Annotated in this window: 20 protein-coding genes; 7 read left to right on the plus strand and 13 right to left on the minus strand. The window is 69.6% G+C overall.

All coding sequences use genetic code 11. The features are described 5' to 3' along the window. The first annotated feature begins 14 nt into the window (after window positions 1–14). Window positions 15–821, plus strand: coding sequence for a hypothetical protein (locus tag CV1CTNOD_RS12005; RefSeq protein ID WP_131786191.1), 807 nt, complete (start codon window positions 15–17; stop codon window positions 819–821). A gap of 66 nt (window positions 822–887) precedes the next feature. Here the strand turns inward: CV1CTNOD_RS12005 and CV1CTNOD_RS12010 are convergent, their stop codons facing one another. Next, a complete protein-coding gene (locus CV1CTNOD_RS12010) occupies window positions 888–1,727 on the minus strand; it encodes a PAC2 family protein (protein WP_131786193.1) in 840 nt (279 codons plus the stop codon). Between the two features lie 311 nt (window positions 1,728–2,038). On the opposite strand from CV1CTNOD_RS12010, the gene metH reads away from it, so the two are divergent. Together metH and CV1CTNOD_RS12020 are read left to right on the plus strand one after the other, a co-directional pair. Next, window positions 2,039–5,572 carry a methionine synthase gene (metH, locus tag CV1CTNOD_RS12015; RefSeq protein ID WP_431607104.1) on the plus strand — a complete coding sequence of 1,178 codons (3,534 nt, stop codon included), beginning with the start codon at window positions 2,039–2,041 and terminating at the stop codon, window positions 5,570–5,572. Window positions 5,573–5,841: 269 nt separating this feature from the next. Continuing rightward, the gene (locus CV1CTNOD_RS12020; RefSeq protein WP_278043899.1) at window positions 5,842–6,576 is read left to right on the plus strand and encodes an HAD family hydrolase; all 735 of its coding nucleotides are present in this window, start codon (window positions 5,842–5,844) and stop codon (window positions 6,574–6,576) included. 22 nt (window positions 6,577–6,598) lie between these two features. On the opposite strand, the gene CV1CTNOD_RS12025 is transcribed toward CV1CTNOD_RS12020, so the two are convergent. The 8 genes from CV1CTNOD_RS12025 to map form a co-directional block, all read right to left on the minus strand. After that, window positions 6,599–8,152 carry an NADH-quinone oxidoreductase subunit C gene (locus CV1CTNOD_RS12025; RefSeq protein WP_131786197.1) on the minus strand — a complete coding sequence of 518 codons (1,554 nt, stop codon included), beginning with the start codon at window positions 8,150–8,152 and terminating at the stop codon, window positions 6,599–6,601. Window positions 8,153–8,156: 4 nt separating this feature from the next. Further along, entirely contained in the window at window positions 8,157–9,653 is a 1,497-nt protein-coding gene (locus tag CV1CTNOD_RS27345) for a proton-conducting transporter membrane subunit (protein ID WP_131786199.1), read from the minus strand. Further along, on the minus strand, window positions 9,653–10,312 hold the full coding sequence (locus CV1CTNOD_RS12035) for a hypothetical protein (protein ID WP_131786200.1): 660 nt from the start codon (window positions 10,310–10,312) through the stop codon (window positions 9,653–9,655). The genes CV1CTNOD_RS27345 and CV1CTNOD_RS12035 overlap by 1 nt, the downstream gene beginning before the upstream one ends. 46 nt (window positions 10,313–10,358) lie before the next feature. Beyond that, window positions 10,359–11,315, minus strand: a complete 957-nt coding sequence (locus CV1CTNOD_RS12040; protein ID WP_207386375.1) for a respiratory chain complex I subunit 1 family protein — start codon at window positions 11,313–11,315, stop codon at window positions 10,359–10,361. Continuing rightward, entirely contained in the window at window positions 11,312–13,342 is a 2,031-nt protein-coding gene (locus tag CV1CTNOD_RS12045) for a proton-conducting transporter membrane subunit (RefSeq protein ID WP_131786202.1), read from the minus strand. Before CV1CTNOD_RS12045 ends, CV1CTNOD_RS12040 begins: the two co-directional genes overlap by 4 nt. Next, window positions 13,339–13,821 carry an NADH-quinone oxidoreductase subunit B family protein gene (locus tag CV1CTNOD_RS12050; RefSeq protein WP_131786204.1) on the minus strand — a complete coding sequence of 161 codons (483 nt, stop codon included), beginning with the start codon at window positions 13,819–13,821 and terminating at the stop codon, window positions 13,339–13,341. Before CV1CTNOD_RS12050 ends, CV1CTNOD_RS12045 begins: the two co-directional genes overlap by 4 nt. A 131-nt stretch (window positions 13,822–13,952) precedes the next feature. Continuing rightward, window positions 13,953–14,153 carry a hypothetical protein gene (locus CV1CTNOD_RS12055; protein WP_131786206.1) on the minus strand — a complete coding sequence of 67 codons (201 nt, stop codon included), beginning with the start codon at window positions 14,151–14,153 and terminating at the stop codon, window positions 13,953–13,955. 325 nt (window positions 14,154–14,478) lie between these two features. Continuing rightward, on the minus strand, window positions 14,479–15,246 hold the full coding sequence (gene map, locus CV1CTNOD_RS12060; protein WP_131786207.1) for a type I methionyl aminopeptidase: 768 nt from the start codon (window positions 15,244–15,246) through the stop codon (window positions 14,479–14,481). Window positions 15,247–15,301: 55 nt separating this feature from the next. Between map and CV1CTNOD_RS12065 the strand changes: the two genes are divergently transcribed. After that, on the plus strand, window positions 15,302–15,589 hold the full coding sequence (locus tag CV1CTNOD_RS12065; RefSeq protein WP_131786208.1) for a helix-turn-helix domain-containing protein: 288 nt from the start codon (window positions 15,302–15,304) through the stop codon (window positions 15,587–15,589). A 187-nt stretch (window positions 15,590–15,776) separates the two neighbouring features. On the opposite strand, the gene CV1CTNOD_RS12070 is transcribed toward CV1CTNOD_RS12065, so the two are convergent. The 3 genes from CV1CTNOD_RS12070 to CV1CTNOD_RS12080 form a co-directional block, all read right to left on the minus strand. After that, window positions 15,777–18,317, minus strand: a complete 2,541-nt coding sequence (locus CV1CTNOD_RS12070; RefSeq protein WP_131786209.1) for an ABC transporter permease — start codon at window positions 18,315–18,317, stop codon at window positions 15,777–15,779. A gap of 3 nt (window positions 18,318–18,320) precedes the next feature. Then, a complete protein-coding gene (locus tag CV1CTNOD_RS12075) occupies window positions 18,321–19,298 on the minus strand; it encodes an ABC transporter ATP-binding protein (RefSeq protein ID WP_131786210.1) in 978 nt (325 codons plus the stop codon). A gap of 374 nt (window positions 19,299–19,672) precedes the next feature. Further along, window positions 19,673–20,620, minus strand: a complete 948-nt coding sequence (locus CV1CTNOD_RS12080; RefSeq protein WP_431607103.1) for a RecB family exonuclease — start codon at window positions 20,618–20,620, stop codon at window positions 19,673–19,675. A gap of 147 nt (window positions 20,621–20,767) precedes the next feature. On the opposite strand from CV1CTNOD_RS12080, the gene CV1CTNOD_RS12085 reads away from it, so the two are divergent. Both CV1CTNOD_RS12085 and CV1CTNOD_RS12090 read left to right on the plus strand, forming a co-directional pair. Next, on the plus strand, window positions 20,768–21,964 hold the full coding sequence (locus CV1CTNOD_RS12085; RefSeq protein WP_242606619.1) for a site-2 protease family protein: 1,197 nt from the start codon (window positions 20,768–20,770) through the stop codon (window positions 21,962–21,964). Next, window positions 21,961–22,875 (plus strand): tRNA (adenine-N1)-methyltransferase, encoded by a 915-nt coding sequence (locus CV1CTNOD_RS12090; RefSeq protein WP_131786211.1) that lies wholly within the window; start codon window positions 21,961–21,963, stop codon window positions 22,873–22,875. The genes CV1CTNOD_RS12085 and CV1CTNOD_RS12090 overlap by 4 nt, the downstream gene beginning before the upstream one ends. A 116-nt stretch (window positions 22,876–22,991) precedes the next feature. On the opposite strand, the gene CV1CTNOD_RS12095 is transcribed toward CV1CTNOD_RS12090, so the two are convergent. Beyond that, window positions 22,992–23,321, minus strand: coding sequence for a ferredoxin (locus CV1CTNOD_RS12095; RefSeq protein WP_131786212.1), 330 nt, complete (start codon window positions 23,319–23,321; stop codon window positions 22,992–22,994). A 120-nt stretch (window positions 23,322–23,441) separates the two neighbouring features. On the opposite strand from CV1CTNOD_RS12095, the gene arc reads away from it, so the two are divergent. Next, complete coding sequence (gene arc / locus CV1CTNOD_RS12100; RefSeq protein ID WP_131766884.1) at window positions 23,442–25,247, plus strand: proteasome ATPase; 1,806 nt, start codon at window positions 23,442–23,444, stop codon at window positions 25,245–25,247. Window positions 25,248–25,438: the final 191 nt, after the last annotated feature.

Below are 25,438 nucleotides of genomic sequence, written 5' to 3' on the forward strand. Positions count from 1 at the left end.
GGATGTTCAGTTTGATGGGCGCCCACTACCAGCGGGCAGACGCTGGAACCTACAGCGAACGACCGACGTTCAGTGAACGGCCGACGTTCGACGAGGTGGCGCGTGGTTACGACCCCCAGCAGGTCGAGGAGTATCTGGACGCGCTGTGGCGGTACGCAAGCCAGGTCACGGTGCGAGCGGCCGCCGCCGAGGCGGCGTTGGAAAGCGAACGCCACCGCCAGGACGCCGAGTCGCACCTGCCCCCCAGGTCATCCGCGCAGGCAGGTGGACGGATCGGCATCATGTTGGCGATCGCGCAGCAGGAGGCCGACGAGATCGTCGCGGGTGCCCGCAGCATTGCCGAGCGGGCCCTGGAGGAGGTGATCGAAGACTCCGCCGCCAACCATCCCATCGTGCGCAAGGCGCGCGAACAGGCCGACAAGCTGCTCTTCGACGCGATCGAGCAGTCCCGGCTGGACGCGGCGCAGCGCCACGCCGACATCGAGACGCAGATCGCGCAGCTGTCCGGCAGCTTGGAGACGTTGCGTCACCAGCAGGGCGAGGTGCTCGGTGCGTTGCTGCGGCTGCGGAGCCTGATGAACACCGAGGAGATCGACCGGGCCGTCACGGAACTGGCCCGAGCCGGCACCGGGGATGCCGAGGAGCACGAGCGGACCGCGGCATACCGCCCGCAGGCATCCACACCTGTGCAGACGGCGGCAGAAGCCGACCAGGGCGTCGCCGACGCCAGCTTCTTCTCCCGGCCGGCGAAGATGGCCGGCAGCCCGCCACGTTATCGTGACGACGAGGACATCATCGACGCCGAGATCGTCGAGGAATAGCAGCTGTCGAGGAGCGGTGCGGAGGTCCCCGTGTCGCGCCCGGGACGCCACACGGGGATCATGTGATCACTGCCCGCGGCGGCGCAGGTAGCGTTCGAATTCGCGGGCGATCGCGTCCCCGCTGGCTTCCGGCAGCTCGGTTTCCGGTTCCCTCGACTCCAGCGCACGGACGTACTCGGCGACCTCCGTGTCACCGGCGGCGAGTTCGTCCACCTGACGTTCCCAGGCCCGGGCCCGCTCGGCCAGGTCACCCAGGGGAATCTCGATGTCCAGCAGATCCTCGACCCGCCGCAGCAACGCCAGCGTCGCCTTCGGACAGGGCGGGTTGGCCACATAGTGGGGGACGGCCGCCCAGAAGGACACCGACGCGAGCCCGGCGCGGGAGCACGCGTCCGCGAACACCCCGACGATGCCGGTCGGGCCCTCGTACTTCGACGGGTCCAGGCGGAAGCGGGCGGCACTGGCGGCATCCCCGGCAGTGCCGCTGATCGGCACCGGCCGGGTGTGCGGCGAGTCCGCGAGCAGGGCGCCGAGGCTGACCACCGTGTCACTGCCGAGGGCGTGCACGGCTTCGATCAGTTCGTCGGTGAAGCCACGCCAGCGCATGTTCGGCTCGAGACCGCGGATGAGAACCAGGTCGTTCTCGCCGTTCGCCGGATGCGCCACCGACAGCCGGGTCGTCGGCCAGGCGATCTTACGAGCGCTGTCGGTTCCACTCACCGTCGGCCGGTTCACCTGGAAGTCGTAGTAGTCGTCCGGATCGATGGCACCAATGACCTTTGCCTCGAACATCGACTCCAGATGCTCGACAGCCGCGGACGACGCGTCCGCGGCATCGTTCCAGCCTTCGAAGGCAGCCACTACGATCGGCGACCGTAGCTGACCGACACCGGAGAACTCGATCACCTGCCACCTCCTGCCGCCCCCTGGCGGTTCACTGCCCCTATGACAGTGCAACGGTACGTCCTACGTTCGTGCGTGCCGGTGGATCCTTGTGACCCACTGCCGGAGAAATACCGCGAGACTGACCCGGCCCGCCCCGCTCTGCCGTCCAGCCGACGAAAATATTGCCGGTCGGAAGGGCTGTAAGCAGGGCAAACCCGGCGGTGGCCACAAGCTGCTACTGCGGGCGGCGGTGATGCTACCGGTACGCTTCCGACGTGCGAGGAGATCTGCTTTCCGTCCTGGCCGAGCGCGTTGTGGTAGCCGACGGCGCCATGGGAACGATGCTGCAGGCTGCCGACCTGGCTCTTGACGACTTCGAGGGCCATGAAGGCTGCAACGAGATCCTGAACGTGACGCGTCCAGACGTGGTGCGGGCAGTACACGACGCCTACTTCGCTGTCGGGTGTGACGCAGTCGAGACGAACACGTTCGGGGCTAACCTCGCCAATCTCGGAGAGTACGGCATCGCTGACCGTATCGGGGAACTGGCCGAGGCGGGCGCCCGGATAGCCCGTGAGGCTGCCGACTTCTGGAGCGGGCCCGGCCAGCCCCGTTTTGTCATCGGTTCGGTGGGCCCCGGTACGAAGCTGCCCAGCCTCGGCCACATCACCTACCAGCCGCTGCGGGACGCCTACCAGCAGGAGGTCGCCGGCCTGCTCGCCGGTGGCGTCGACGCCATCCTGGTCGAGACCGCCCAGGATCTCCTGCAGGCCAAGGCCGCGATCATCGGAGCGCGCCGCGCGATGGCCGCGACCGGCCGGAAGGTGGCCCTGATCGCGCAGGTCACCGTGGAGCTGACCGGCACGATGCTGCTCGGCTCGGAGATAGGCGCCGCGCTCACGGCACTGGAGCCACTCGGTATCGACCTGATCGGCCTGAACTGCGCCACCGGCCCGGCCGAGATGAACGAGCACCTGCGCTACCTGTCCCAGCATGCCCGGGCCGGGCTGTCGGTCATGCCGAACGCAGGCCTGCCCGTGCTGGGCAGGGACGGCGCCACCTATCCGCTGACCCCGACAGAACTCGCCGACGCCCAGGACGCCTTCACCCGCGACTACGGTGCGGTGCTGGTCGGCGGCTGCTGCGGAACCACACCTGAGCATCTGCGCCAGATCGTGGAGCGGGTCGCCGGCCGTGGCCTCACCTCGCGGCGCGCGGCCTCCCATGCGGGCTCCCCGGCCACATCCGCGGCCGCGTCGGCGGCCGAGCAGTCTGCGGCAGCCGAGCAGGCCGCCGCGGCCTCGCTCTACCAGTCCGTGCCGTTCCGGCAGGACACCTCGATCCTGATGATCGGGGAGCGTACCAACACCAACGGATCCAGGGCGTTTCGCGACGCGCTGATCGACAGCCGGTGGGACGACGTCGTCGAGATCGCCCGTACCGCCACCCGCGAGGGTGCGCACATGATCGACGTGTGTGTGGACTACGTCGGTCGGGACGGTCGGGTCGACATGCGCGAGGTCGCCAGCCGCTACGCGACCGCGTCCACACTGCCGGTCATGCTCGATTCCACCGAGCCGCCGGTGATCGAGGCGGGTCTGGAGTGCCTCGGCGGGCGTTCGGTGGTGAACTCGGTCAACTTCGAGGACGGCGACGGGCCGGGCTCCCGGATCGCCCACGTGATGCCGATCATCGCCGAGCATGGCGCCGCCGTCGTGGTGATGTGCATCGACGAGGAGGGGCAGGCCCGCACGGTCGAGTGGAAGGCGCGGATCGCCGAACGGATGATCGACTACCTCACCGGCCAGTGGGGTATGCGGGAGTCCGACATCTTCATCGACACACTGACCTTCACCCTCGGCACCGGCCAGGAGGAGTCCCGCGGTGACGGCGTCGCCACCATCGGAGCCATCCGCGAGATCAAACGCCGGCATCCCGACGTCCAGACCATCCTCGGGCTGTCCAACATCTCCTTCGGCCTCAAGCCCGCGGCCCGGGTGGTGCTCAACTCGGTGTTCCTGGCCGAGTGCGTGCAGGCCGGCCTGGACGCGGCCATCGTCCACGCTTCCAAGATCCTGCCGATGTCGCGCATCCCGGAGGAGCAGCGCGAGGTCGCTCTCGACCTCGTCTATGACCGCCGTCGCGACGGCTACGACCCCCTGACGCGGTTCCTGGACCTGTTCGAGGGTGTGGAGGGCAGCGGCGGCGGGCCGACCCGCGCGCAGGAACTGGCGGCCCTGCCCCTGGACGAACGCCTCAAGCGGCGGATCGTCGACGGGGAGCGGACCGGTCTGGAGGCCGACCTCGACGAGGCGATGCGCTCCCGCGACCCGCTGGCGATCATCAACGACACCCTGCTGGACGGCATGAAGGTCGTCGGTGACCTGTTCGGCTCGGGACAGATGCAGCTGCCGTTCGTGCTGCAGTCCGCCGAGGTCATGAAGGCCGCGGTCGCCTACCTCGAACCGCACATGGAGAGGACCGACGCCCGCGGCAAGGGCACGCTGGTGCTTGCCACGGTCAAGGGTGACGTCCATGACATCGGCAAGAACCTCGTCGACATCATCCTGTCCAACAACGGCTACACCGTCGTCAACCTCGGGATCAAGCAGCCGATCAACGCGATCCTGACCGCGGCGGCGGAGCACGACGCCGATGCGATCGGCATGTCGGGGCTGCTGGTCAAGTCGACCGTGGTCATGAAGGAGAACCTCGCGGAGATGAACACCCGCGGGGTGGCCGCCACCTGGCCGGTGCTGCTCGGTGGCGCCGCGCTCACCCGCGCCTACGTCGAGGGGGATCTCGCCGAGCTCTACCAGGGTGATGTCCGCTACGCCCGGGACGCCTTCGAGGGGCTGGCGCTCATGGACGCGGTGATGGGGGCCAAGCGGGGTGAGGCGCCGCCGCTCGCCGACGACCCGCGCGCCGCGGCGCGCCGCGCCCGCCGGGAACGAACCGAGCGGATCAAGGCTACCCGGGCCGCCCAGGCCACGGCCCGGGGCGAGCAGATCCCCACGGAGTTGCCGCCGCGCTCGGACGTAGCCACCGACAACCCGGTGCCGGTGCCGCCGTTCTGGGGGGAGCGGATCGTCAAGGGCATCCCGTTGGCCGACTACGCGTCCTTCCTGGACGAACGGGCGACCTTCCTCGGCCAGTGGGGGCTGCGCGGTGCCCGCGGGGGCGAGGGGCCGTCCTACGAGGAGCTGGTGGAGACCGAAGGACGCCCGCGGCTGCGGATGTGGCTCGACCGCATCGCCTCCGAGCGGATGTTGGAGGCCGCCGTCGTCTACGGCTACTTCCCCTGCGTGAGCAAGGGCGAGGACCTGATCGTCCTGTCCGGGGACGGTTCGGAGCGGGCCCGTTTCACCTTCCCGCGCCAGCGCCGGGACCGCCGGCTGTGCCTGGCTGACTTCTACCGGTCGGAGGAGTCCGGCCAGGTCGACGTCGTACCGTTCATGGTCGTCACGATGGGCAGGCGGATCAGCGAGGTCACCGCCGAGCTGTTCGCGGCCAACTCCTACCGGGAGTACCTGGAGCTGCACGGGCTGTCGGTCCAGCTCACCGAGGCGCTCACGGAATACTGGCACAAGCGGGTCCGCTCCGAACTGGTGCTGCCGGACGGCACACCCACTGGCGTCGCCGACTCCGGCGATCTGGCCGCGGTCTTCCGCCAGGGATACCGGGGCTCCCGCTACTCCTTCGGCTACCCGGCCTGCCCCGATCTCGAGCAGCAGGTCGGCGTGTTCGATCTGCTGCACCCCGAGCGGGTCGGCGTGGAACTGTCCGAGGAGTTCCAGCTCGTGCCGGAACAGTCCACGTCGGCGATCATCGCCCATCACCCCGAGGCGAAGTACTTCGCCACCTGACATCCGGACATCCGGACATCCGGTGAGCCGACTGATCCGGGTCGCAGGCCGAAGGCGGCACGATCATGATTTTTCGCGCTGCCGGAGGCCTGCGGGCTGTGGATGATCCGTATCACGTGTTCTGGTGCCGGTTCGCCGCAGCTGGTTGTCTGACAGGGATCCGGCTGTTGCCAGGGAGCCGGCTCGTCTCCCGAGGAGAGCAGGCCCTTGTGGATCTCGTGGATGCGCCCCTGTTCGACGCCCACGGGCCCGGCGACGGCACACGGCCTGTGAGTCCTCCGCGCGGGCGCGACGGTCGAGAGGGTGTTGCCGCGGTCCTGTTCGACATGGACGGCCTGCTCGTCGACACCGAACCGCTGTGGACGGTGGCCGAGCACGAACTGGCGGCGAGCCTCGGTGCCCGCTTCACCCCCGACATCAAGGCCGCAATGATCGGCCACGGCGTCGACACCGCCCTGCCCCTGATGCTGTCGATGCTCGGGGTGCCCGACGCAGACCCGCACGCCGCCGCCCGGTTCCTGATCGAGCGGACCGCCGAGCTGTTCGGCGAACCCGGACGGATCATCCCCATGCCCGGTGCCGTCGCGCTGCTGGACGCCCTGGCCGCCGCCGGGATCGCGACCGCTCTGGTGTCGTCGTCGTTTCGGGTCCTGATGGATCCCGTCCTCGTCACGATCGGACCCGAGCGGTTCGCGGTGACGGTTGCCGGGGACGAGGTGAGCCGGCGCAAGCCGCATCCGGAGCCGTACCTGACAGCGGCGAGGATGCTCGGGGTCGACCCGGCCCAGTGCGTGGTCCTGGAGGACAGCGAGGCAGGTGTGCGAGCCGGCCTCGACGCCGGCTGCCCGACGATCCTCGTCCCGTCGTTCCCGGCCACGGCGGTCCATCCGGTGGCAGCTGAGGCGACCGTCCGGCCGAGCCTGCACGAGGTCACCGTCGACCTGCTCGACCTCCTGGTCACGCGGACCGGCAACACCGGACGCTACTCCGACGCAGTCGGCTGACCGCACCCGTCCGGCGGCGTGGTCACAGGTCGTTCCCGGCGTAGGAGAGGTTGAAGCTCTTATTGGTCAGGGGAAAGTCGGGGACGATGGTGTCCGCCAAGGCGACGGGCAGGGCGGGCCAGTTGAAGAAGGAAGGGTCGACGACCTTCACACGGGTCAGGGTGCGGTCGGGGGCGAGTTCGACGCGGGTGGTGATGGTGCCGCGCCAGCCCTCGACGATGCCCACACCGGAACCGGAACCAGAGCCGGAGGCTTCGCCTCGTGCGGACACCGACTCGGTGCGCGTGACGCCGGGGGTGATGCCGTCGGCGAGGTGCTCGATGAGGGCCAGGGATATGTCGATCTCCTCCGCACGGACGAGGAACCGGGCCAGGACGTCACCGCTGGTGTGCACGGGGACGGTGAGGGCGTCGCCGTAGACGTGGAACGGGTGGGCGTGGCGGGCGTCGGTGCGCAGGCCGCTGGCACGGGCGACGTAGCCCAGGCATCCCAGGTCGCGGGCGGCGCGGCCGTCGAGGCGAGCGGTGCCGGTGAAACGGTCGCGCACGGTGCTCTGGCCGAGAGCGAGGGTGACGATGTCGCGGATGTCGGCGCCGAGGACACGCATGCGGGCGAGATCCGGCAGGGAGCGGATGACGGCGCCGCCGGGGATGATGCCGCCGCGCAGCAGGCGGTGCCCGGTGATCTCGTGGTTGAGGCGCAGCAGCTGTTCGCGGATGCGCTGGGCCTGGGCGTTGAGGATGCCGTGACCGACGTCGTTGCACAGCGCGCCGAGGTCGGCGACATGGTTGTGCAGGCGTTCGAGTTCGAGGAGAAGCGCGCGCTTTCGCTGGGCGGGGTCGGGGACACGGGTGGCGGTGGCCTCTTCGACGGCGAGGCAGTAGGCGAGAGCATGGCCGACGGCGGTGTCGCCGCTGATCCGTTCGGCGAGGGGCAGTGCCTGGTCGACGTTGCGCTGTTCGAAGAGTTTTTCGACACCCTTGTGGACGAACCACAACCGGGCCTTGATCTTGAGGATCGTCTCGCCGACGACAGAGAAGCGGAAGTGGCCGGGTTCGATCAGACCGGCGTGGACGGGCCCGACCGGGATCTCGTAGACGCCGTCGCCTTCGACGGTCAGGAACGGGAAGGGGCCCTCGGGCTCAGCGAAGGGCGGCGGGTCGCCGGCGTCGGGCCGCATCGGATACCAGCCGCGGGGCCAGTGTGGATGGCGCACCAGCCGGCGGGGCAGCGGATGGTTCAGCGGGACGATGCCGTGCAGGTCACGCATCTCGCGCTCGAACCGGCCGGCGGGGAAGGACAGGTGGGCGAGGCTCGGTAGCGCCGGGGTGTCCGGGTCGAGGCGGACGTGCAGTTCGGTGCGGGAGTCGGGCGGGCCTTTCACGAACAGGTACACCACCCGGATGGCCGGGCCGCCCGGGGCGTCGGCGCCGTCGTGGTGGGCCGCGACCAGAGCGAGGCGACAGTTGTCGGTCGACATCTCGCGGGCCCGCAGGGGCAGCTCGGTGACACCGACGTCGATCACGGTGCGGCTGCTCTGGGGCTGGTCGGTGCGGGAGGTGGAGCCTGGGCGCATGGGTTCAGTGCCCTCCGGTGATCGCGGCGGCGGTGGACAGCAGGCGGGTCAGAGGGGCGTCGCTGACGCCCAGGGCGGCGCAGGCGAGAAGCCCGACGGCCAGAGGCACCCATACCGCGGCACCGGACCGCACCGGCGCGGCGGCGGTGCCGGGGCCGCCGGTGGCGGAGCCCAGGAGCATGCGGGCGGTGCGGGCGGCCAGGGCTGCGAATGCGGCCAGGACCAGGACCAGGGCGGCGGCGGTGGCCCAGCCCAGGTGCGCGGCGAAACCGGCGCGGGCGATGGCCAGCTCGGAGGCGAACAGGCTGAAGGGCGGCAGGCCGAGCAGGGCCAGGACGGCCAGGCCGAACGCGGCGCCGAGGGCCGGCGCCCGGGCCAGCAGGCCGCGCACCCGGCCGATGCAGGTGGTGTGCTGCAGGTGCAGGATGTGCCCGCTGGAGCAGAACGCGACGCTCTTGGCCAGGCCGTGGCCGGCGATGTGCAGCAACACGGCGGAGATCGCCAGACGCGTACCGGCGGCGGCGCCGAGTGCGATCAGGCTCATGTGTTCCATGCTGGAATAGGCGAGCATGCGCTTGTAGTCACGTTGGCCGAGCAGCAGGGCGGCGGCCAGGGCGAGGGTGAGCAGAGCGACGCCGGCCAGCAGGGTGCGGGCGAATCCGGTGCCCAGTGCCGCGTCCGCGATCACTTTGTAGCGCAGGATCGCGGTGAAGGAGACCGCGAGCAGCACTCCGGACATCAGGGCCGACACCGGGGCTGGGGCCTGGCTGTGGGCGTCGGGCAGCCAGGCGTGCAGCGGCACCAGCCCGGCTTTGGCGCCGAACCCCAGGATGACCAGGGCGATACCCATCCGGGTGACGGCCGGATCCAGTTCGTGCGCCCGGGCGACGAGCACCGGCCAGTCCAGGGCGGAGGCTTCCGCGATGCCGGCCTGCCGGGCGGCATAGTAGATCAGGACGGTGCCCAGCAAGGCCAGGGCGATCCCGGCGGAGCAGATGACGACGTACTTCCAGGCGGCTTCGACCGAGGCGCGGGTCCGCCGGTGGCCGACGAGGAAGGCGGTGACGATGGTGGTGGCCTCGATGGCGACCCACAGCACGCCGAGGTTGGCCACCAGGACGGCGGCGGTCATGGCGGCCAGGAAGGTGTGAACCAGTACGCCGTAGCGGCGCGCGGCGCGGGCATCGGTGTGTCCGGCGGCCGTTTCCGCCGCCAGGTACGCGGGGCTGGCGGCGCAGGCCAGGATCGCGACCGCGCCGATAACCAGCAGGATCCACGCCGACAGGGCGTCGGCGCGCGCCAGTCCGCCGTAGGCGATGACCGGCCCGTGGTCGGGGATGCTGGTAGCCAGGGCGATGGCGCAGGCCAGGATCGTGGTGGGGGAGGCGATTCCCACCCAGGCGGTGGCCCGCTGCCAGCCGACGACGGCGTATGCGGTCGCGGTGGCCAGCGCAACCGCGACTGGGGCGGTCAGCAGCAGCGTGGAGGCGACGGGGGTCATCAGTCGTGCAGCTCCCGCAGGTCGTCGATGTCGGTCCCGCCGAACGCGGCGTGCATACGGGTCGTGAGGATCTGCAGGACCAGGACGGCGAGCAGCATGTCGAAGGAGACCCCGAGCTCGACGATGAGCGGCACGCCGGAGGTGGCCAGGAAAGCCACGGCGGTGATGCCGTTGTCCAACAGCAGGAAGCCGACCACCTGGGCCAGTGCGCGGCGCCGGGTGACCAGGGTGAAGAAGCCGATGAGGATCACGGCCAGGCCGACCGGCAGGGCGCGGGTCGCCGGGGAGGGGGCCAGCTGCACCAGGGGGCGGGATGCAGCGTAGGCGAGCAGGGTGAGGGCGGCTGCGGTCAGCAGCGAAGCCGCGACGTTGACCAGCGGCTCGGTCTCCCGGGTCTCCCCGCCGGCGGCCAGGACCCGCCGCATCAGACACGGCAGCACCCCCGCGCGCAGCGCTCCGATCCCGGCGGCTACGGCCAGCAGCTCGAAGCGGTGCTCGTGCACGCCCAGCAAGCCGGCGATGGCGGCCAGTGCCAGCCCCTGGAGGGCGAACAGGCGCACGCTCGCGGTGAGTTCGCGGCGCCACAGAACCAGCACGGCGGCGAGCAGGAAAACTCCGCAGGCCAGGTCGAGCAGCTGGGTGTACACGCTGGTGCTCACCGCGGCTCGCCTCGCGCGGGGCGGCAGGATGGGGTCACGAGCAGGCTCACTTTCCGGTCAGGAAGAACGAGGCGCCGACGGCGAGCAGCGCGAGCAGAAAGGAGCCGGCGAGCAGCTCGGGCACCTTGAACAGGCGCACCTTCGCCCAGAAGACCTCGGCCGCGGCCAGGACGCCGCCCAGCAGGGCGACCTTTCCGGCGAACAGGACCAGCGCCAGGGGCAGGGCCGCTGGCGCGGTGCCGGTGGCGATTCCCCAGGGGGCGAACAGGGAGGCGAGCAGGCCCAGCAGTACCGTCAGCCGCATCTGGGCGCCGAGTTCGATCAGGGCGAGGTCGGGGCCTGCGTACTCCAGGATCATCGCTTCGTGGATCATCGTCAGTTCCAGGTGTGTGGACGGGTTGTCCACCGGCAGCCGCCCGGTCTCGGCGAGGGTGACCACGGTCAGGGCGACCGCGGCCAGCAGGCTGGCGGGGGAGGCGAGCCGGGCGGGGTCGTGGACGCCGTGGGCGACGATGGCGGGCAGGTTGGTCGACCCGGCCGGGATCGACAGCGCGACGACCGACAGCAGGATGGTCGGTTCCACCAGGGCGGCCACGGTCATCTCGCGGGACGCGCCCATGCCACCGAACGCGGTCCCGGTGTCCAGACCGCCGAGCGCCAGGATCACCGTCCCCAGAGCCAGCAGCGCCACGACGACGATCAGGTCGGCGCTGCCGCGCAACGGGGTGGCGGTGGATACCAGCGGCACCAGCGCGGCGACCACGAGCGTGGTGGCGACCAGCAGCAGCGGCGCGAAACGGAAGGCCGCGCCGGTTCCTGTCGGGGTGATGGGCTGCTTGCGGACCAGCTTGCGCAGATCCCGCCATGGTTGCCCGACCCCCGGCCCGGCCCGCCCCTCCATGCGGGCCCGTACCTGCCGCATCAGTCCGGTCAGCAGCGGCGCCCCGACGATCACGGCGGTGACCTGGGTGAGCACCGCCACCGTCCCGGTGACGCTGCTCACCGGGTCACCGCCAGCACCACCAGGACGGCGACCAGCCCGGAGAATCCGTAGCCGAGGTAGCGGTGCACGCTGCCGTTGGCCAGGCGCCGTGCGGAGCTGCCCACACCGGCCAGCACCGTGATCACGGGCCGGTACAGGCGGTGCTCGATCCGGTCCGGGACCTTTCGCTGGAAGCGCACCCGCTCGACCAGGTAGGCCGATTCGCGTATCGGGGTGACATCGACGTCCTGCTCGGGAGCCAGCACGTCATCGAACACACGCTGCAACGGTTCGGCGAACGACGTCGCCGTGTACTGCATGCGGGCACTCGGCGTGCCGACGCCACAGTCCCAGAGCTCGGCCCCGGTGCGACGTGGATGACGCGCGACCAGGCGCACCAGCACTCTCACCGCGAGCCCCGCGGCCGCCAACGCAGCCGCTACCCACAGCGGCGACAGCGTCGTGGAGAACTGGGCCAGCCGCACGTCCACCCCGCCGCCGGGCAGCGGGCTCCCACCGTCTGGTCCGGTCAGTCCGGCCGCCGCCACCGCGTCGGACAGTCCGCCGGCCAGCATCCCCGGTGCCAGCGCCAAGGCGACGCACCCGGCGGCGAGCATCCCCATCCCGGCAAGCATGATCGGCGGACTCTCCTTCGCCGCGGCTGCCTCGGCGCTGCGCGGCCGGGCGAAAAAACCCACACCGAGCGCCTTGACGAAGGTGGCGGCGGCCAGCCCCGCGGACAGGGCGATCGCCGCGACCGCCAGCGGCAACGCCACGGCGGTGGCCGTCCCCGGCACGCCCAGCCCGTGGACGAGCGCCTCCAGCAGCAGCCACTCGCTGACGAAGCCGTTGCCCGGCGGCAGCGCCACCGCCCCCAGCGCGCCCACCGCGAACAACCCGGCCGTCACCGGCATCCGGGCGCGCAGCCCGCCCAGCGCGTCCAGGTCACGCACTCCGGTGGCCCGCAGCACCGATCCGGCCGCGCAGAACAGTAACGCCTTGAACGCGGCGTGATTGACCACATGCAGCAGCGCGGCGGCGAGGGCCAGGGCGGCAAGGGGCTGGTCCCCGGCGGAGGTGAACATCCCCGCCGCCCCGAGCCCGACCAGAACCAGGCCCATGTTCTCGCTCGTCGAATACGCCAGCAGTTGTTTGACATCGGTGGCCATCGCCGCCTGCAGCATTCCGTACACCGCCGAGACCGCCCCGACGCTCAGCAGCACCAGCCCCCACCAGCGCGGCCCGCCGCCCAGAAGATCGAACCCGACGCGGACTATGCCGTAGACGCCCAGGTTCACCATGGCCGCGCTCATCAGCGCCGAGACGTGGCTGGGTGCCTCCGGGTGCGCCCGCGGCAGCCAGGCATGCAGCGGGACCATGCCCGCCTTGGACGCGAATGCGACAACCGCCAGCACGAAGACCGCCCCGCGCACAGCGGGCGACAGCCCGGCCGCGCCCGTGCGCAGCGCCGCGAACGTCTCGCCTCCGGCGCGGGCCGCGAACAGCGCCAGGGCGATCAGGAGTGCCACCAGGCCCAGGTGCGTCATCACCGCGTACCACACCCCGGCCTCCCGAACCGAGGCCCGTGCCCGGTGTTCTGCCAGTACCAGCAGCAGTGAGGTGGCCGCCATCAGCTCCCACAGCAGCAGGAAGGACGAAACGCTGGACGTCGCCGGCACCAGCACGAGCGTGACCGCGAAAACGGGCAGTACCGTCTGCACACTGCGGGAAGACACCCCGTGCCCGGTGTAACCGATGCCGTAGACCGCCGCCGCTGCCACCACCGCACCGGAGACGGCCATGAACAGCCCTGACAGGGCGTCCACCGCCAGGTGCACCCCGGCCAGAGGCAGCAGATCGGGCAGGCTCGCCGACCACTGCGTGCCGCCCAGCGCCGCCACCCCGGCGGTAAGCCCGGCCACGCCCACCCCGGCGGTGCACACTCCCACCGCAGCCGGCCGGGCCCGCTCCGGGGCGAACGCCCCGGCCGCTGCCCCGGCACCGGCCAGCCCGGTGGCTGTGGCCACCGCCGACCCGATCAGACTCACCGGCGGGTCACGGTGCGTAACGCAGCCACGATCGCGCCCGGCTCCGGCGGACAGCCCGGCACCTGCATATCCACCGGCACCACATCGGCCACCGAGCCCTGCACGCCGTAACCTCCGGCGAACTCTCCGCAGTTCAGGGCGCAGTCGCCCACCGCCATCACCAGCCGTGGCTGCGGCGTCGCCTCTACCGTGCGCCGCAGCGGCTCGGCCATGTTGCGTGTCACCGGCCCGGTGACCAGCAGCACGTCAGCGTGCCGCGGTGAGGCCACCATGCGTGCCCCGTACCGCTCGGCGTCGTAGACCGGGCCGAACGCAGCGGCAATCTCGATCTCGCACCCGTTACACGACCCGGCGTCCACACATCGCACCTGTACCGAGCCGGCGAGCTCGCGGGCTGCGGGTGGGCGCTCCTCCTGCGGCCGTGGCGGGGCGTCTTCGGCCACCCGCCCAGTGTTGCGGATCTTGCGCAGCAGATTCACCACATGCTCCTGATGTCGGTGATGGTTTCCTTCGCGGTGATCGGAAAGTGATCGGAAGTCGTGTATCGGAAGCCGTCGCCCCGACCGGCTGGGGTCCGGCGTGGGGTGGATGCCGGGTGACGCGGGACCGGCTACGACGGTCGTGGTTGCTGTGGCGGCGGCCCTGCCCCTGGCGCGACGGCGCGCAGGTCCTGCAGCAGTTCGGCCTGGCCGGTCAGCACCCCGGTCAGGATCGTCCGCGCGACCGCCAACAGTTCCAGCACCCTGATGCGCACCGGGTGCCCCAGCGTCTTGAAGAACTCTGCCTTCAGCTGGTAGAGGGGCGTGCTCACCGACGCAGCCCTGCAGCCCGCCGCCGCGTCACCGGTCCACCCTCGTGCGCCCCATCCACTCCGCCTCGCCGAGCTCCACGTCGCCGTTCGGTCCGCCTGTCGAACTGCGGGCCGTTTCCCGCACACAGCACGGCGACCTTACCAATTGCAAATATTAGCAACTGAAGGAGAAGATAAGGATCGGCGGCATGTTCCACGCGGCATCCCATGTCGCAGGGCGTCTTGACCTCAGGTACGAATCGACAGACACGCGTCGACACGTGCTGCCGTTCACCAGGTCACGCATGGTTACCTGGCCGGCGCTCTGACCCTGGATGGATCGCTGTCAGGGCAGGGTGAGGATGCGGGGGCCGTCTTCGGTGATGGCGACGGTGTGCTCGGTATGAGCGGCGCGATCACCGTCGGTGGTGTGCAGCGCCCATCCGTCCGGGGCGGCGCGGTACCGGTCGCCGCCCCCGGCGGTGACCATCGGCTCGATCGCGAGGACGAGTCCTGGCTGCAGCCGCAGGCCCCGGCCGGGCCGGCCGTCGTTCGGGACGTGGGGGTCCTCGTGCATGTGCCGGCCGATGCCATGCCCGCCGAAGCCGTCCGGGATGCCAAGGCCCACCGCCCGGCATACGGAGCCGATCGCGTGGGAGATGTCCCCGATGCGGGCGCCGACCCGGGCTGCGGCGACACCTGCGGCCAGGGCCTGCTCGGCCGTGGCGATGAGCCGCAGATCGGCCGGGCGTGGTGTGCCCACGACGAAGCTGACCGCGGCGTCACCGGTCCAGCCGTCGAGCTGCGCGCCGCAGTCGATACTGACCAGGTCGCCGTCACGCAGACGGTAGCCGTCCGGGATGCCGTGCACGATCACGTCGTTGATCGACGTACAGATCACCGCCGGGAAAGGCGTCGGTGCAAAAGACGGCAGGTAGTGCAGGAACGCCGGCTGGGCGCCGGCCTCGCGAATCGTCGTCGCGGCGACTTCGTCCAGCTCCAGCAGGCTCGACCCCACCTGCGCGGTGGCACGGACCGCCGCAAGCGCCTGTGCGACGACACGCCCCGCCTCGCGCATCGCCGCCAGTGCCGCGTCCGTCTTGAGTTCGACCACGCCCTCACCTCACTCCCGCGCGCCCAATAACTATCCCGGTATTAGTATCACGGTCATGGTGAGGACTGCGCTGACGGCGATGGATCGGGAACGCGGCCGGCGGCTCGGGGCAGCGCTGCGCGAGGCCCGTGGCGGCCGCAGCATGGTGGAGGTCGCTGCCGCCGCCGGGCTGTCCTCCGAGACCGTCCGCAAGATAGAGACCGGGCGGATCCCGACACCGGCGTTCTTCACCGTGGCTGCCCTGGCCGGGGCACTCGGGGTCTCTCTCGACGTCCTGGTCGGTGTCGTCTGTGCCACAAGCGACTCGTCTGCCGACCACGACCGGCAGACCTTGTCCGCTTAGCGGACCAAAGTCGACGGGATCATGCTTCTCCCGTCGCCGCAGGCCCAGGTTCTCGGGTCACTGAGCGGCCCGGGGCGACGTCCTCATGGGTTGTCACCCCGGGCGCGGGTGAAAGGTGGCGGTGTCCAGGGCCTCGGCGGCGGCCTGATCGAGCGTCGGTATGCGTGATCAGGGCACGCGGGAGGGATCAGGTGGTCGCGATCGCCCGCAGGATGTCCATCTTCGCGGCCCGGCGTGCCGGAAAGATCGCAGCGAGGACGCCGAGGAGACCGCCGACGATCACAACGGCGATGATCGTCGCTGTCGGGTAGGCGAAGGTGTTGATGCCCTGCTCCTTCAGCGCGATGGTCAACGCCCAGCCGAGGAAGCTGCCGACCGCGACCCCGAGCACCGCTCCGAACACCGCGATCACAACCGCCTCAAGCCGGACCATCCTGCGTAGTTGCCGTCTGTTCATGCCGACCGCGCGCAGCAGCCCGATCTCGCGGGTCCGCTCGATGACCGACAGGGCCAGCGTGTTGACGATCCCGAACAGGGCGATGACGACGGCCAGCGCGAGCAGGACGTAGACGAAGCCCAGCAGTTGATCGACCTGCTTTTCCTGCTGCCTGATGAACTCGGACTGGTCCCGGACCTCCACGTTCGGATGGGGTTTGACCGTGGCGTCGATCTCCTGACGTACCTGGGCGAGGTCCGCGTTCTTCTCCGTCTTGACGAGAACGAAAAAGTCCAGGGTGCTGGTGGGAAAGCGCTGGTTGAACTCGTCGAGCGAGATCAGGTACTGCCCGGCCACCTGGCTCTTGTCGAACGTGCCGACCAGACGCAGCGTCGTGGGCCCGTCGGGGAACACGACCGGAACCGCCTGCCCCACGGACAGCTTCTGCTCCTTCGCGGTGTCCGCGTCGATCAGGATCGAGCCCCTGCCCAGCGCCCGGAGATCACCGGCTGCGGTCTTGAGAGCCAGCAACGTCGGTAGCGCTGCTGGATCACCGGCGGTGACCGATTTCTTCTTGTCGTTGATTTTCACCGTGTCTGACCGCAGCCCCGTGACGAGCTCGATGTCGGGTTTGCCCCGTAGCGAACGGGCAACATCGGCGCTGAAGCCCTGCGCGAAACTGGTCGAGGTGAGGTAGAAGTCCGCGCCCAGGCTGTTACTGACCGTCTCCGTCACCGACTTCTTGATGGACTGGCCAAGCACGGAGAACGCGCTCACGAGCGCGAGGCCGATCATCAGCGCCGACGCCGTCGACGCGCTGCGCCGTGGGTTGCGCATGGCGTTCTCACGCCCGAGTCGCCCGGTCGCACCGAACAGGGCCGGCAGCGGGCTGCCGATGGCCCTGGTGACGGGCCTTGCCAGCAACGGCGAGAGGGTGGCCACACCGAGGAAGGCCAGACCCGCCCCGACGCCGACCACGGCTGCCGCGCCCTTGCCCGTGGCTGCTGCCAGGCCGAACACCAGCAGCGCGGCGCCGATGAGCGCCAGAGCGCCACCGGCGATCCCGCGGCTGCGCAACGAACGCGCAGGTAGGACGAAGGTTTCTCGCATCGCCGCTATCGGGGGTACCGTCGCCGCCTTGCGCGCGGGAACGAAAGCGGCGACGGCCGTGACGACGATCCCGACGGCGTAGGCGACGATGATCGTCCGTGGTGCGAAGACCAGGCCCCCCTCGGGTAGGGACACCCCCACCGCGGCGGTCGCAGCCCGCAGCAGCACTGCCAGAGCGGCACCGAGCACCAGCCCTATGGTGGCTCCGACGAATCCGACGATCCCCGCCTCGAGCTGGACCGCGAGCTGCACCTGCCGTCTGCTGGCACCCAGCGCGCGCAGCAGGGCCAGCTCCCGCACCCGTTGGGCCACCAGCATCGTGAAGGTGTTGAAGATGATGAAGGCGCCGACGAAGACCGCGATGCCCGCGAAGACGAGAAGAAACGTCGAGAAGCCTCCGATGGCCTGCTGGACGGTGTTGGCGTTCTCGTCGGTCAGCTGCTTCCCGGTGACCGCCTCGACGCCGGTGGGGAGCATCCGGGCGATCCGGTCGCGAAGCTCGCTCTGGGAGATGCCGTCGGCGGCGGCGATGCTGATCGACGTGTACTGGCCCGGGGCGAGCAGTACGCGTTGTGCGGTGGCGGTGTCGAACACGGTTACCGCGGCGCCGCCGAGACTGTCCTGTCCGGCAATCCGGAACGTCCCGACCAGGGTGTAGACGCCCGGTCCGCCGTTGGTGAGGACGGTTATCCGCTCCCCGAGCCGCAGGTCCGCCTTGTCCGCGGTGGCCTTGTCCACGACGATCTCCGAGCCCTGCGGCGCGCGACCCGTGGCGATCTCCGCCGCGGACACCGGGCTGTCACCGTCCCAGTTGGTGCCGAGGGCGGGCCCGCCGCCGGTGTCGAATGCCTTGCCGGTACGGGGGTTGACCACGACCGCCGATCCGTCGACGTTGCCGAAGACCGCGCGTACGCCGTCAACGCCCCGCACGGTTTCCAGCACGGACGTGGGAAGGGGTTGTCTGCTGCTGGTACCGGAGCTGTCGTCCACCGCGTTGGTCGCCCGGACCGACACGGTCACGTTCTGGTAGATGTTGGCGAACAGCGAATCGAAGGTCCGGTTCAACGTGTCGGTGAGAATCAGCGTGCCGGTGACGAAGCTGACTCCGGCTACGACCGCGAGCGCGGACAGCACCAACCGGATCTTACGAGCCAGCAGACTCTTGAGGGTCGCGCGCAACATCGTTCAGACCCTGCCCGCGGATCCGTGGTCGTGCTCGTGCTCGTGCTCGTGGCCATGCTGGTCGTGACCGGGCTCGTGCCATCGATCCTGTATCGGGTCGGTGTTCTGCCGGGGCTGGGGTTCAAGGCCGTCCGGCGGCGTGCCCACCAGGGCCGCCTCCTGCTGAAGATCGTCGAGATGTTTCATGCGTTCGAGAACGCTCTGCGCGGTCGGGTTCGGCATCGAGTCGACAAGCCGCCCGTCCGCGAGGAAAACGACCTCGTCGGAGAAGGACGCCGCGGTGGGATCATGGGTGACCATGACGACGGTCTGGTCGAACTCGCGAACCGACCGTTGGAGGAACGCCAGCACCTCCGAGCCCGACCTGGAGTCGAGGTTGCCGGTGGGCTCGTCGGCGAACACGATGTCCGGCCGGGTGACCAGAGCGCGGGCGCACGCGACCCGCTGCTGCTGTCCGCCGGAGAGCTCCGAGGGGCGGTGTCCCAGCCGCGGGGCGAGTCCGACGGCGTCGACCACCGCACGCATCCACTCCCGGTCGGGTTTGCGCCCGGCGATGTCGAGGGGAAGGGTTATGTTCTCCGCGGCGGTCAGCGTCGGCAGGAGGTTGAACTGCTGGAACACGAACCCGATGCGGTCACGCCGGAGCTGGGTGAGCTGCTTGTCCGACAATCTGGACAGGTCCACGTCACCGACGTAGACCCGGCCGCTGGTCACCGTGTCCAGGGCGGCCAGGCAGTGCATCAGGGTCGACTTCCCCGACCCGGACGGTCCCATGATCGCGGTGAAGCGGCCGCGAGGGAAGGAGACGTCGATGTTCCGCAAGGCGGTGACCGCGGTCTGCCCTGATCCGTAGATCTTGACCAGGCCCGCGGCCCGGGCGGCGGGAGCGGTACTCGCCGCCCCGTGGCCGGAGGCGGCCGAATCCGGGGACCCAACCGGCGCGTAGGGATCGGCACCGGAGATCCGGCCCGCTCGGCTCATGGAATAAGCTCCTTTCGAACAATGTGCTGATACAATCTGTCCGGACGCTCAACAAATGTTGACATCTTGCTGGTTGTCTTCGGGCCGGTGCCGGCCGGAATGGATCAATATCGTCTCCGCCGGAGGCACTCATCCCGGCGATGACCGACCCCGCGGCGGCGAACCATTCATCGGATCAGATCCATGTGGCTCCTGGTACTGCCCCACCCTTGTCCGAGCATCGCCCTCGATTTTCCTGACGTCGTCCTCGACTTCCTAACGTCGCCCGGCCCGGAGGCGATCCGAATACCTGCCGAAACTTGGATGTGGAGCGACCGGCAATGCTGGACACGGGGTTCGGACGCACACCTTGCCGGGTTGTCATCAACCGACTGTCAGCTATCTGTCTGGTGCGCATCTGTCGGGTGTGCTGCCGGTGCAGGATGATCGGTCACCGCGTCGGCATCCGTGTCCGGACGGTCGGATATGGGCAGCGGCGGCGGTGTTCCGCCGAACGCCGGGCATCGGATCTTGTGATCGCACCAGTCGCACAACCTGCTGGGGGTCGCCCGCCAGTCGCCCGTGTGCCGGGCCCGGCTGATGGCCGACCACACGGCGTCGATCTTCCGTTCGGTGGCACGCAGATCCCCCTCGTCGGGCTGCACCTGTAACCAGGTCCGGTCAGCCAGGTAGTACAGCCGCAGCTCACGGGGAACCACCCCACGGATCCGCCAGATCAGGTAGGCGTAGAACTTCATCTGGAACAGCGCCTGGCCCTCGAACGCGGGGCCGGGCGCCCGCCCCGTCTTGTAGTCGACGACCCGCAACGCCGGGCCGTCGCGGGTCGTCGCCTCGTCGAGACGGTCGATGTAGCCACGCAGCCGCACTCCGGACTCGAGTACGTGCTCGACATACAGCTCCCGGGCCGCCGGGGCGAGCCTGGCCGGATTCTCCAGGCTGAAGTAGCCGGCGAGCAGAGAACGAGCCGAATCCATCCACACGGTCCGCTCGGCTTCGTTCTCGAACAGCGCGGCCAGGTCCGGCTCCCGGGAGAGCAGGTCACGCCATGCCGGCTCCAGCAGTGCCTCGGCGCCGGCAATCGTGCGTTCCGGCGGTGGATGATCGAAAAGTCGTTCCAGGACGGTGTGGACGACCGTCCCACGCACCGCGGCGGAACTCGGTGGCTCGGGCAGGCGGTCGATCACCCGGAAGCGGTAGCGCAGAGGACAGTTCATGAAGTCGCCCGCTCGCGACGGCGAGAGCGACCCGACAATGCGAATCCGGCCCGCGGGATGCGGAGCGTCCCCACCGGGCGCAGGAGGCTGGTCCATGGACGGGCTCATGCCTTCGGACCATAGGCGGCTGCTCCGACAATCCGGCCACCCGGCCTCGGGCCCTCGGCATCGGACCCCGGCCTTCGGCGGCGCCGTCGGCGTCCACCGCGGTCACGGGGTGTCCCGCCACCTGAAAGACTCCGTAGCATCGCAGACATGGCAGATCAGCCTGACCAGGTACCGCGTCACGCCTCCCACCGCGCGGGCGGAGGCGAACAGGGGGGCGGACACGGTCGCCGACCGCCCGGCATGCTGGTCGGACGGGTTCGCGGTGTACCGGTGTACCTGTCCCCGCTGGCACTGCTGTTCGGCCTCATCATCGGTGTACTGCTGCTCGAGCCCAATCGTGAGCGCCTGCCCGACGTGACGGAGGGGCAGTTGTACCTGCTGGTTGCGATCACCTCCGCCGGATTCATCGCGTCCCTGGTCATGCACGAGATCGGCCACTGCCTGACGGCCCTCGGCTTCGGCCTGCGGGTCCGTGGGGTGACCGTGCACGGGTTCGTGGGATTCACCGAGATCGAACCCGAGCCGCAGACCCCCGCCCGGGAGTTCCTGGTGGCCGCCGCGGGACCGGCCGTCAACGGTGTGCTGGCCGGCGCGGGTTTCGCCCTGCTGACCGTGCTGGACAGTGGCACGCAGCCCGGTGTGGTCGTTCTGGACCTGACCATGACCAATCTTGTCCTCTGCGTGTTCAACCTGCTGCCCGGTCTTCCGCTCGACGGTGGCCGGCTGGTCGTGGCCGCTGTCTGGGGCGGCACCAGGGACAGGCTGCGCGGTGCCCGGGCCGGCGCGTACGGCGGCTACGTGGTTGCCGGCCTGCTGGCCCTGTGGGCCCTGCTCTCGCCAGGTAGCCGCTTCGACGGCCTCTATCTGCTGGTGGTGGCGGCGTTCATCGCCGTGGGGGCACACCAGTCGCTGCGCCAGGCCCAGATCCGGATGCGCCTGCCGGGGGTGTCAGCCGGGCGGTTGGCGCGTCGTACCCTACCGGTGGAGGGGTCCGTGCCGCTGGCCGAGGCACTTCGCCGCGCCCGGGAACTCGGTGCGAGCGCGGTGGCCGTCGTCGACTCCGACGGCACGCCCATCAAGGTCATGACCGGCTCCGCGGTGGACGCCCTCCCCGAGCACCGCCGGCCGTGGATGACCGTGGACGAGGTCAGTCGCACGATCTCCCCCGGCATGGTGCTGGAAGCGGAACTGGAAGGCGAGGATCTGTTGGCAGCGGTAGGCAGCACACCCGCGACCGAGTATCTGGTGACCCAGGGCGGTCGCCCGGTGGGTGTTCTCGCCATGGTCGACCTGGTTGCCCGCATCGATCCGGCGAGCATCGGCCGGTTGGCGAACCAGCGGTGAACCGTCCACCCATCGGCGCGGACAATCGCCGCGGAACGTTCACCAAGGGCGATCGCGTCCAGCTCACCGACCCCAAGGGACGGCGGCACACCGTGATGCTGGACCCCGGCCGCCAGTTCCACACCCACGCCGGCGCCATCGAGCACGACGACCTGATCGGCCGCAGCGAGGGTGTGGTCGTGACCAGTACCGGAGGGACGCCGTACCTGGCGCTGCGCCCGCTGCTGACCGACTTCGTCCTGGCCATGCCGCGTGGTGCCGCTGTGGTCTATCCGAAGGACGCCGCGCAGATCGTGACCTACGCCGACATCTTCCCCGGCGCGCGTGTGCTGGAGGCCGGCGTGGGTTCGGGGGCGCTGTCGTGCTCGTTACTGCGTGCCGTCGGTGACCGCGGGCTGGTGGTCTCCTACGAACGGCGGGCCGACTTCGCCGAGATCGCGCGCAGGAACGTCGAGACCTTCTTCGGTGGGCCGCATCCCGCCCACGTCCTGCACGTGGGGGACCTGCTCGAGGCGACCGAACGGGACATCGACCGGGTGGTCCTGGACATGCTGGCCCCCTGGGAGGTGCTGGGCACGGTCAGCGCGGCCCTGGTGCCGGGCGGGGTCGTCTGCGTCTACGTCGCCACCACCACGCAGCTGGGACGCGTCGTCGAGGAACTGCGCGGCCACGGTACGTTCGCCGAACCGGCCGCCTGGGAGTCGATGATGCGCACCTGGCATGTGGACGGGCTGGCGGTACGCCCCGATCACCGGATGGTCGGCCACACCGGCTTCCTCGTGACGGCCCGGCGGCTGGCCGACGGGGTCACCGCCCCGCCGCGGCGGAGGCGACCCGCCAAGGGCGCGCATCCCGACGAAACAGAGATTCCCGGGAAGACCCAGAAACCTCCTGCGGTGTCGGATTCCTGACATCGACGTCATCGGGTGTCGGATTCCCGACATCCCGGCCGGCTCCGAACGGCGGGATGTCGAGGCTCCCGCGTGTGCCCGGGCATCCGAGACGTTCAGAAACCCGGGCGAGGCGCTCAGGAACCCGGACCGGCCTCGAGGGTCCCGTCGGGGCGCTCGACGTAGATGCAGCTGCCCGGGCAGTCGTCTGCGGCAGCCACGACGTCGCTGACCAGCGGCAGCGGTACCAGCACCGATTCGCCGGCCTGCGTATGCAACTCGCCGTCGGGCCCCTTCACGTATGCCAGACCGTCAACGTCGAACTCGAACACACCGGGGGCGAGCTGGACGCAGAGACCGTCGCCGGTACATGCGTCCTGGTCCACGCGTACCCGCAACGTCGAGGGCGTCGATGCCTCAGAGAAATTCGTGGGCGTTGCCACAGGGCTCCGATCGTCTGTCACCATGGCACCGTAACTCGCTGTTTACGCCAAAGCAGGCCCGTAGTCGTCAGACCGGCGTGCCAGCGGCGGTCACAACGGTAGTGTTGGGTGCGTCCCGGTCAGCACGGGGGAGGTGGAGGCGCGGTGTCCGGTCCCCGTTCGGGCTCTGGCTCCGGTGGGAGTTCGGGCCGTCCAGGTGATGGTGATCCACGAGCTTCGGCGTACGAGAAAGAAGTACACGAGCTCACAACTCAGGTCGCTTTCCTCGAGGAGGAGGTGGCGATGCTGCGGCGCAGGCTCAACGAGTCGCCGCGGCAGGTCCGCGCTCTTGAGGAGCGCCTAGCCGAGGCACAGGCGGATCTCGCCGGTGTCAGCGGACAGAACGACAAACTCGTGGCCACACTGCGCGAAGCTCGCGATCAGATCATCGCCCTGAAGGAAGAAGTCGATCGACTCGCCCAGCCGCCCAGCGGCTACGGGATCTTCATCGGGTCGTACGACGACGGAACGGTCGACGTGTTCACCCAGGGCCGCAAGCTACGGGTGACGGTGTCGCCGAACGTCGGCGTCGGCGATCTGAGCCCCGGACAGGAGGTCATGCTCAACGAGGCCCTCAATGTCGTCGACGCACGAGCGTTCGAACGTCACGGTGAGATCGTCCTGCTCAAGGAGATCCTCGAAAGCGGCGATCGGGCACTGGTCATCGGCCACACCGACGAGGAGCGGGTGGTCATGCTCGCCCAGCCGCTGCTGGACGGGCGCCTGCGGGCCGGGGACTCACTGTTGATCGAGACCCGGTCGGGGTACGCCTTCGAGCGCATCCCCAAGTCCGAGGTGGAGGAACTGGTCCTCGAGGAGGTGCCGGACATCGGCTACGAGCAGATCGGCGGTCTCAAGGGTCAGATCGAGTCGATCCGGGACGCCGTCGAGCTGCCGTTCCTCTACAAGGATCTCTTCCTTGAGCACAAGCTGAAGCCGCCGAAGGGCGTCCTGCTGTACGGCCCGCCCGGCTGTGGCAAGACGCTCATCGCCAAGGCGGTGGCCAACTCGCTGGCGAAGAAGGTCGAGGCCCAGACCGGCCAGGGCAGCGGACGGGCGTTCTTCCTGAACATCAAGGGTCCGGAGCTGCTGAACAAGTACGTGGGCGAAACCGAACGGCAGATCCGGCTGGTGTTCCAGCGGGCGCGGGAGAAGGCGTCCGAGGGCATGCCGGTGATCGTGTTCTTCGACGAGATGGACTCGATCTTCCGGACCCGCGGGTCGGGGGTGTCCTCGGACGTCGAGAACACGATCGTCCCGCAGCTGCTGAGCGAGATCGACGGCGTCGAGCAGCTCGAGAACGTGATCGTGATCGGCGCGTCCAACCGTGAGGACATGATCGACCCGGCGATCCTGCGTCCGGGCCGACTGGACGTCAAGATCAAGGTCGAGCGTCCGGACGCCGAAGCGGCCAAGGACATCTTCGCCAAGTACGTCACGCCGGATCTACCGCTGCATCCGGAGGACCTCACCGAGAACGGCGGCAACCGGGAAGCGACCTGCCAGGGCATGATCCAGCGGGTTGTCGAGCGGATGTACGCCGAGACCGAGGAGAACCGCTTCCTCGAGGTCACCTACGCCAACGGCGACAAGGAGGTCCTGTACTTCAAGGACTTCAACTCGGGCGCAATGATCGAGAACATCGTCGCCCGGGCGAAGAAGATGGCGGTCAAGGAGCTCATCGAGGGGGGCGTCAAGGGGCTGCGGATGCAGCACCTGCTCAACGCCTGTATCGACGAGTTCAAGGAGAACGAGGACCTGCCCAACACGACCAACCCGGACGACTGGGCACGGATCTCCGGCAAGAAGGGCGAACGGATCGTCTACATCCGCACGCTCATCACCGGGACCAAGGGCACCGAAGCGGGCCGGTCCATCGACACGATCGCCAACACGGGTCAGTACTTGTAGCTGATCGGACCAAGGAGCCGGATCAGGGAGCCGGATCGAAGAGCCCGGGCCAGGGCACCGGGCCGGCACCCCTGGTCCGGCTGCTCCGGTCGGCCCAGGGGTGCATGATCGCAGCTTCCTTCGTGCACGCAGAACGTTCCGCCGAGGGCGGGAGAGCGGGGATCATCCCGCCCTCGGCGGAACGTTCTGCG

This window comes from Protofrankia symbiont of Coriaria ruscifolia (assembly GCF_900634745.1).
GTDB lineage: Bacteria > Actinomycetota > Actinomycetes > Frankiales > Frankiaceae > Protofrankia > Protofrankia californiensis.

What these genes read in the sequence shown, in the direction of transcription:
- CV1CTNOD_RS12075 (WP_131786210.1), bottom strand. Translation starts at nt 19,298, where the DNA reads ATGAGCCGAGCGGGCCGGATCTCCGGTGCCGATCCCTACGCGCCGGTT.
- CV1CTNOD_RS12005 (WP_131786191.1), top strand. Translation starts at nt 15, where the DNA reads ATGGGCGCCCACTACCAGCGGGCAGACGCTGGAACCTACAGCGAACGA.
- CV1CTNOD_RS12085 (WP_242606619.1), top strand. Translation starts at nt 20,768, where the DNA reads ATGGCAGATCAGCCTGACCAGGTACCGCGTCACGCCTCCCACCGCGCG.
- CV1CTNOD_RS27345 (WP_131786199.1), bottom strand. Translation starts at nt 9,653, where the DNA reads ATGACCCCCGTCGCCTCCACGCTGCTGCTGACCGCCCCAGTCGCGGTT.
- CV1CTNOD_RS12025 (WP_131786197.1), bottom strand. Translation starts at nt 8,152, where the DNA reads ATGCGCCCAGGCTCCACCTCCCGCACCGACCAGCCCCAGAGCAGCCGC.
- CV1CTNOD_RS12095 (WP_131786212.1), bottom strand. Translation starts at nt 23,321, where the DNA reads ATGGTGACAGACGATCGGAGCCCTGTGGCAACGCCCACGAATTTCTCT.
- CV1CTNOD_RS12065 (WP_131786208.1), top strand. Translation starts at nt 15,302, where the DNA reads ATGGTGAGGACTGCGCTGACGGCGATGGATCGGGAACGCGGCCGGCGG.
- metH (WP_431607104.1), top strand. Translation starts at nt 2,039, where the DNA reads ATGGGAACGATGCTGCAGGCTGCCGACCTGGCTCTTGACGACTTCGAG.
- CV1CTNOD_RS12080 (WP_431607103.1), bottom strand. Translation starts at nt 20,620, where the DNA reads ATGAGCCCGTCCATGGACCAGCCTCCTGCGCCCGGTGGGGACGCTCCG.
- CV1CTNOD_RS12070 (WP_131786209.1), bottom strand. Translation starts at nt 18,317, where the DNA reads ATGTTGCGCGCGACCCTCAAGAGTCTGCTGGCTCGTAAGATCCGGTTG.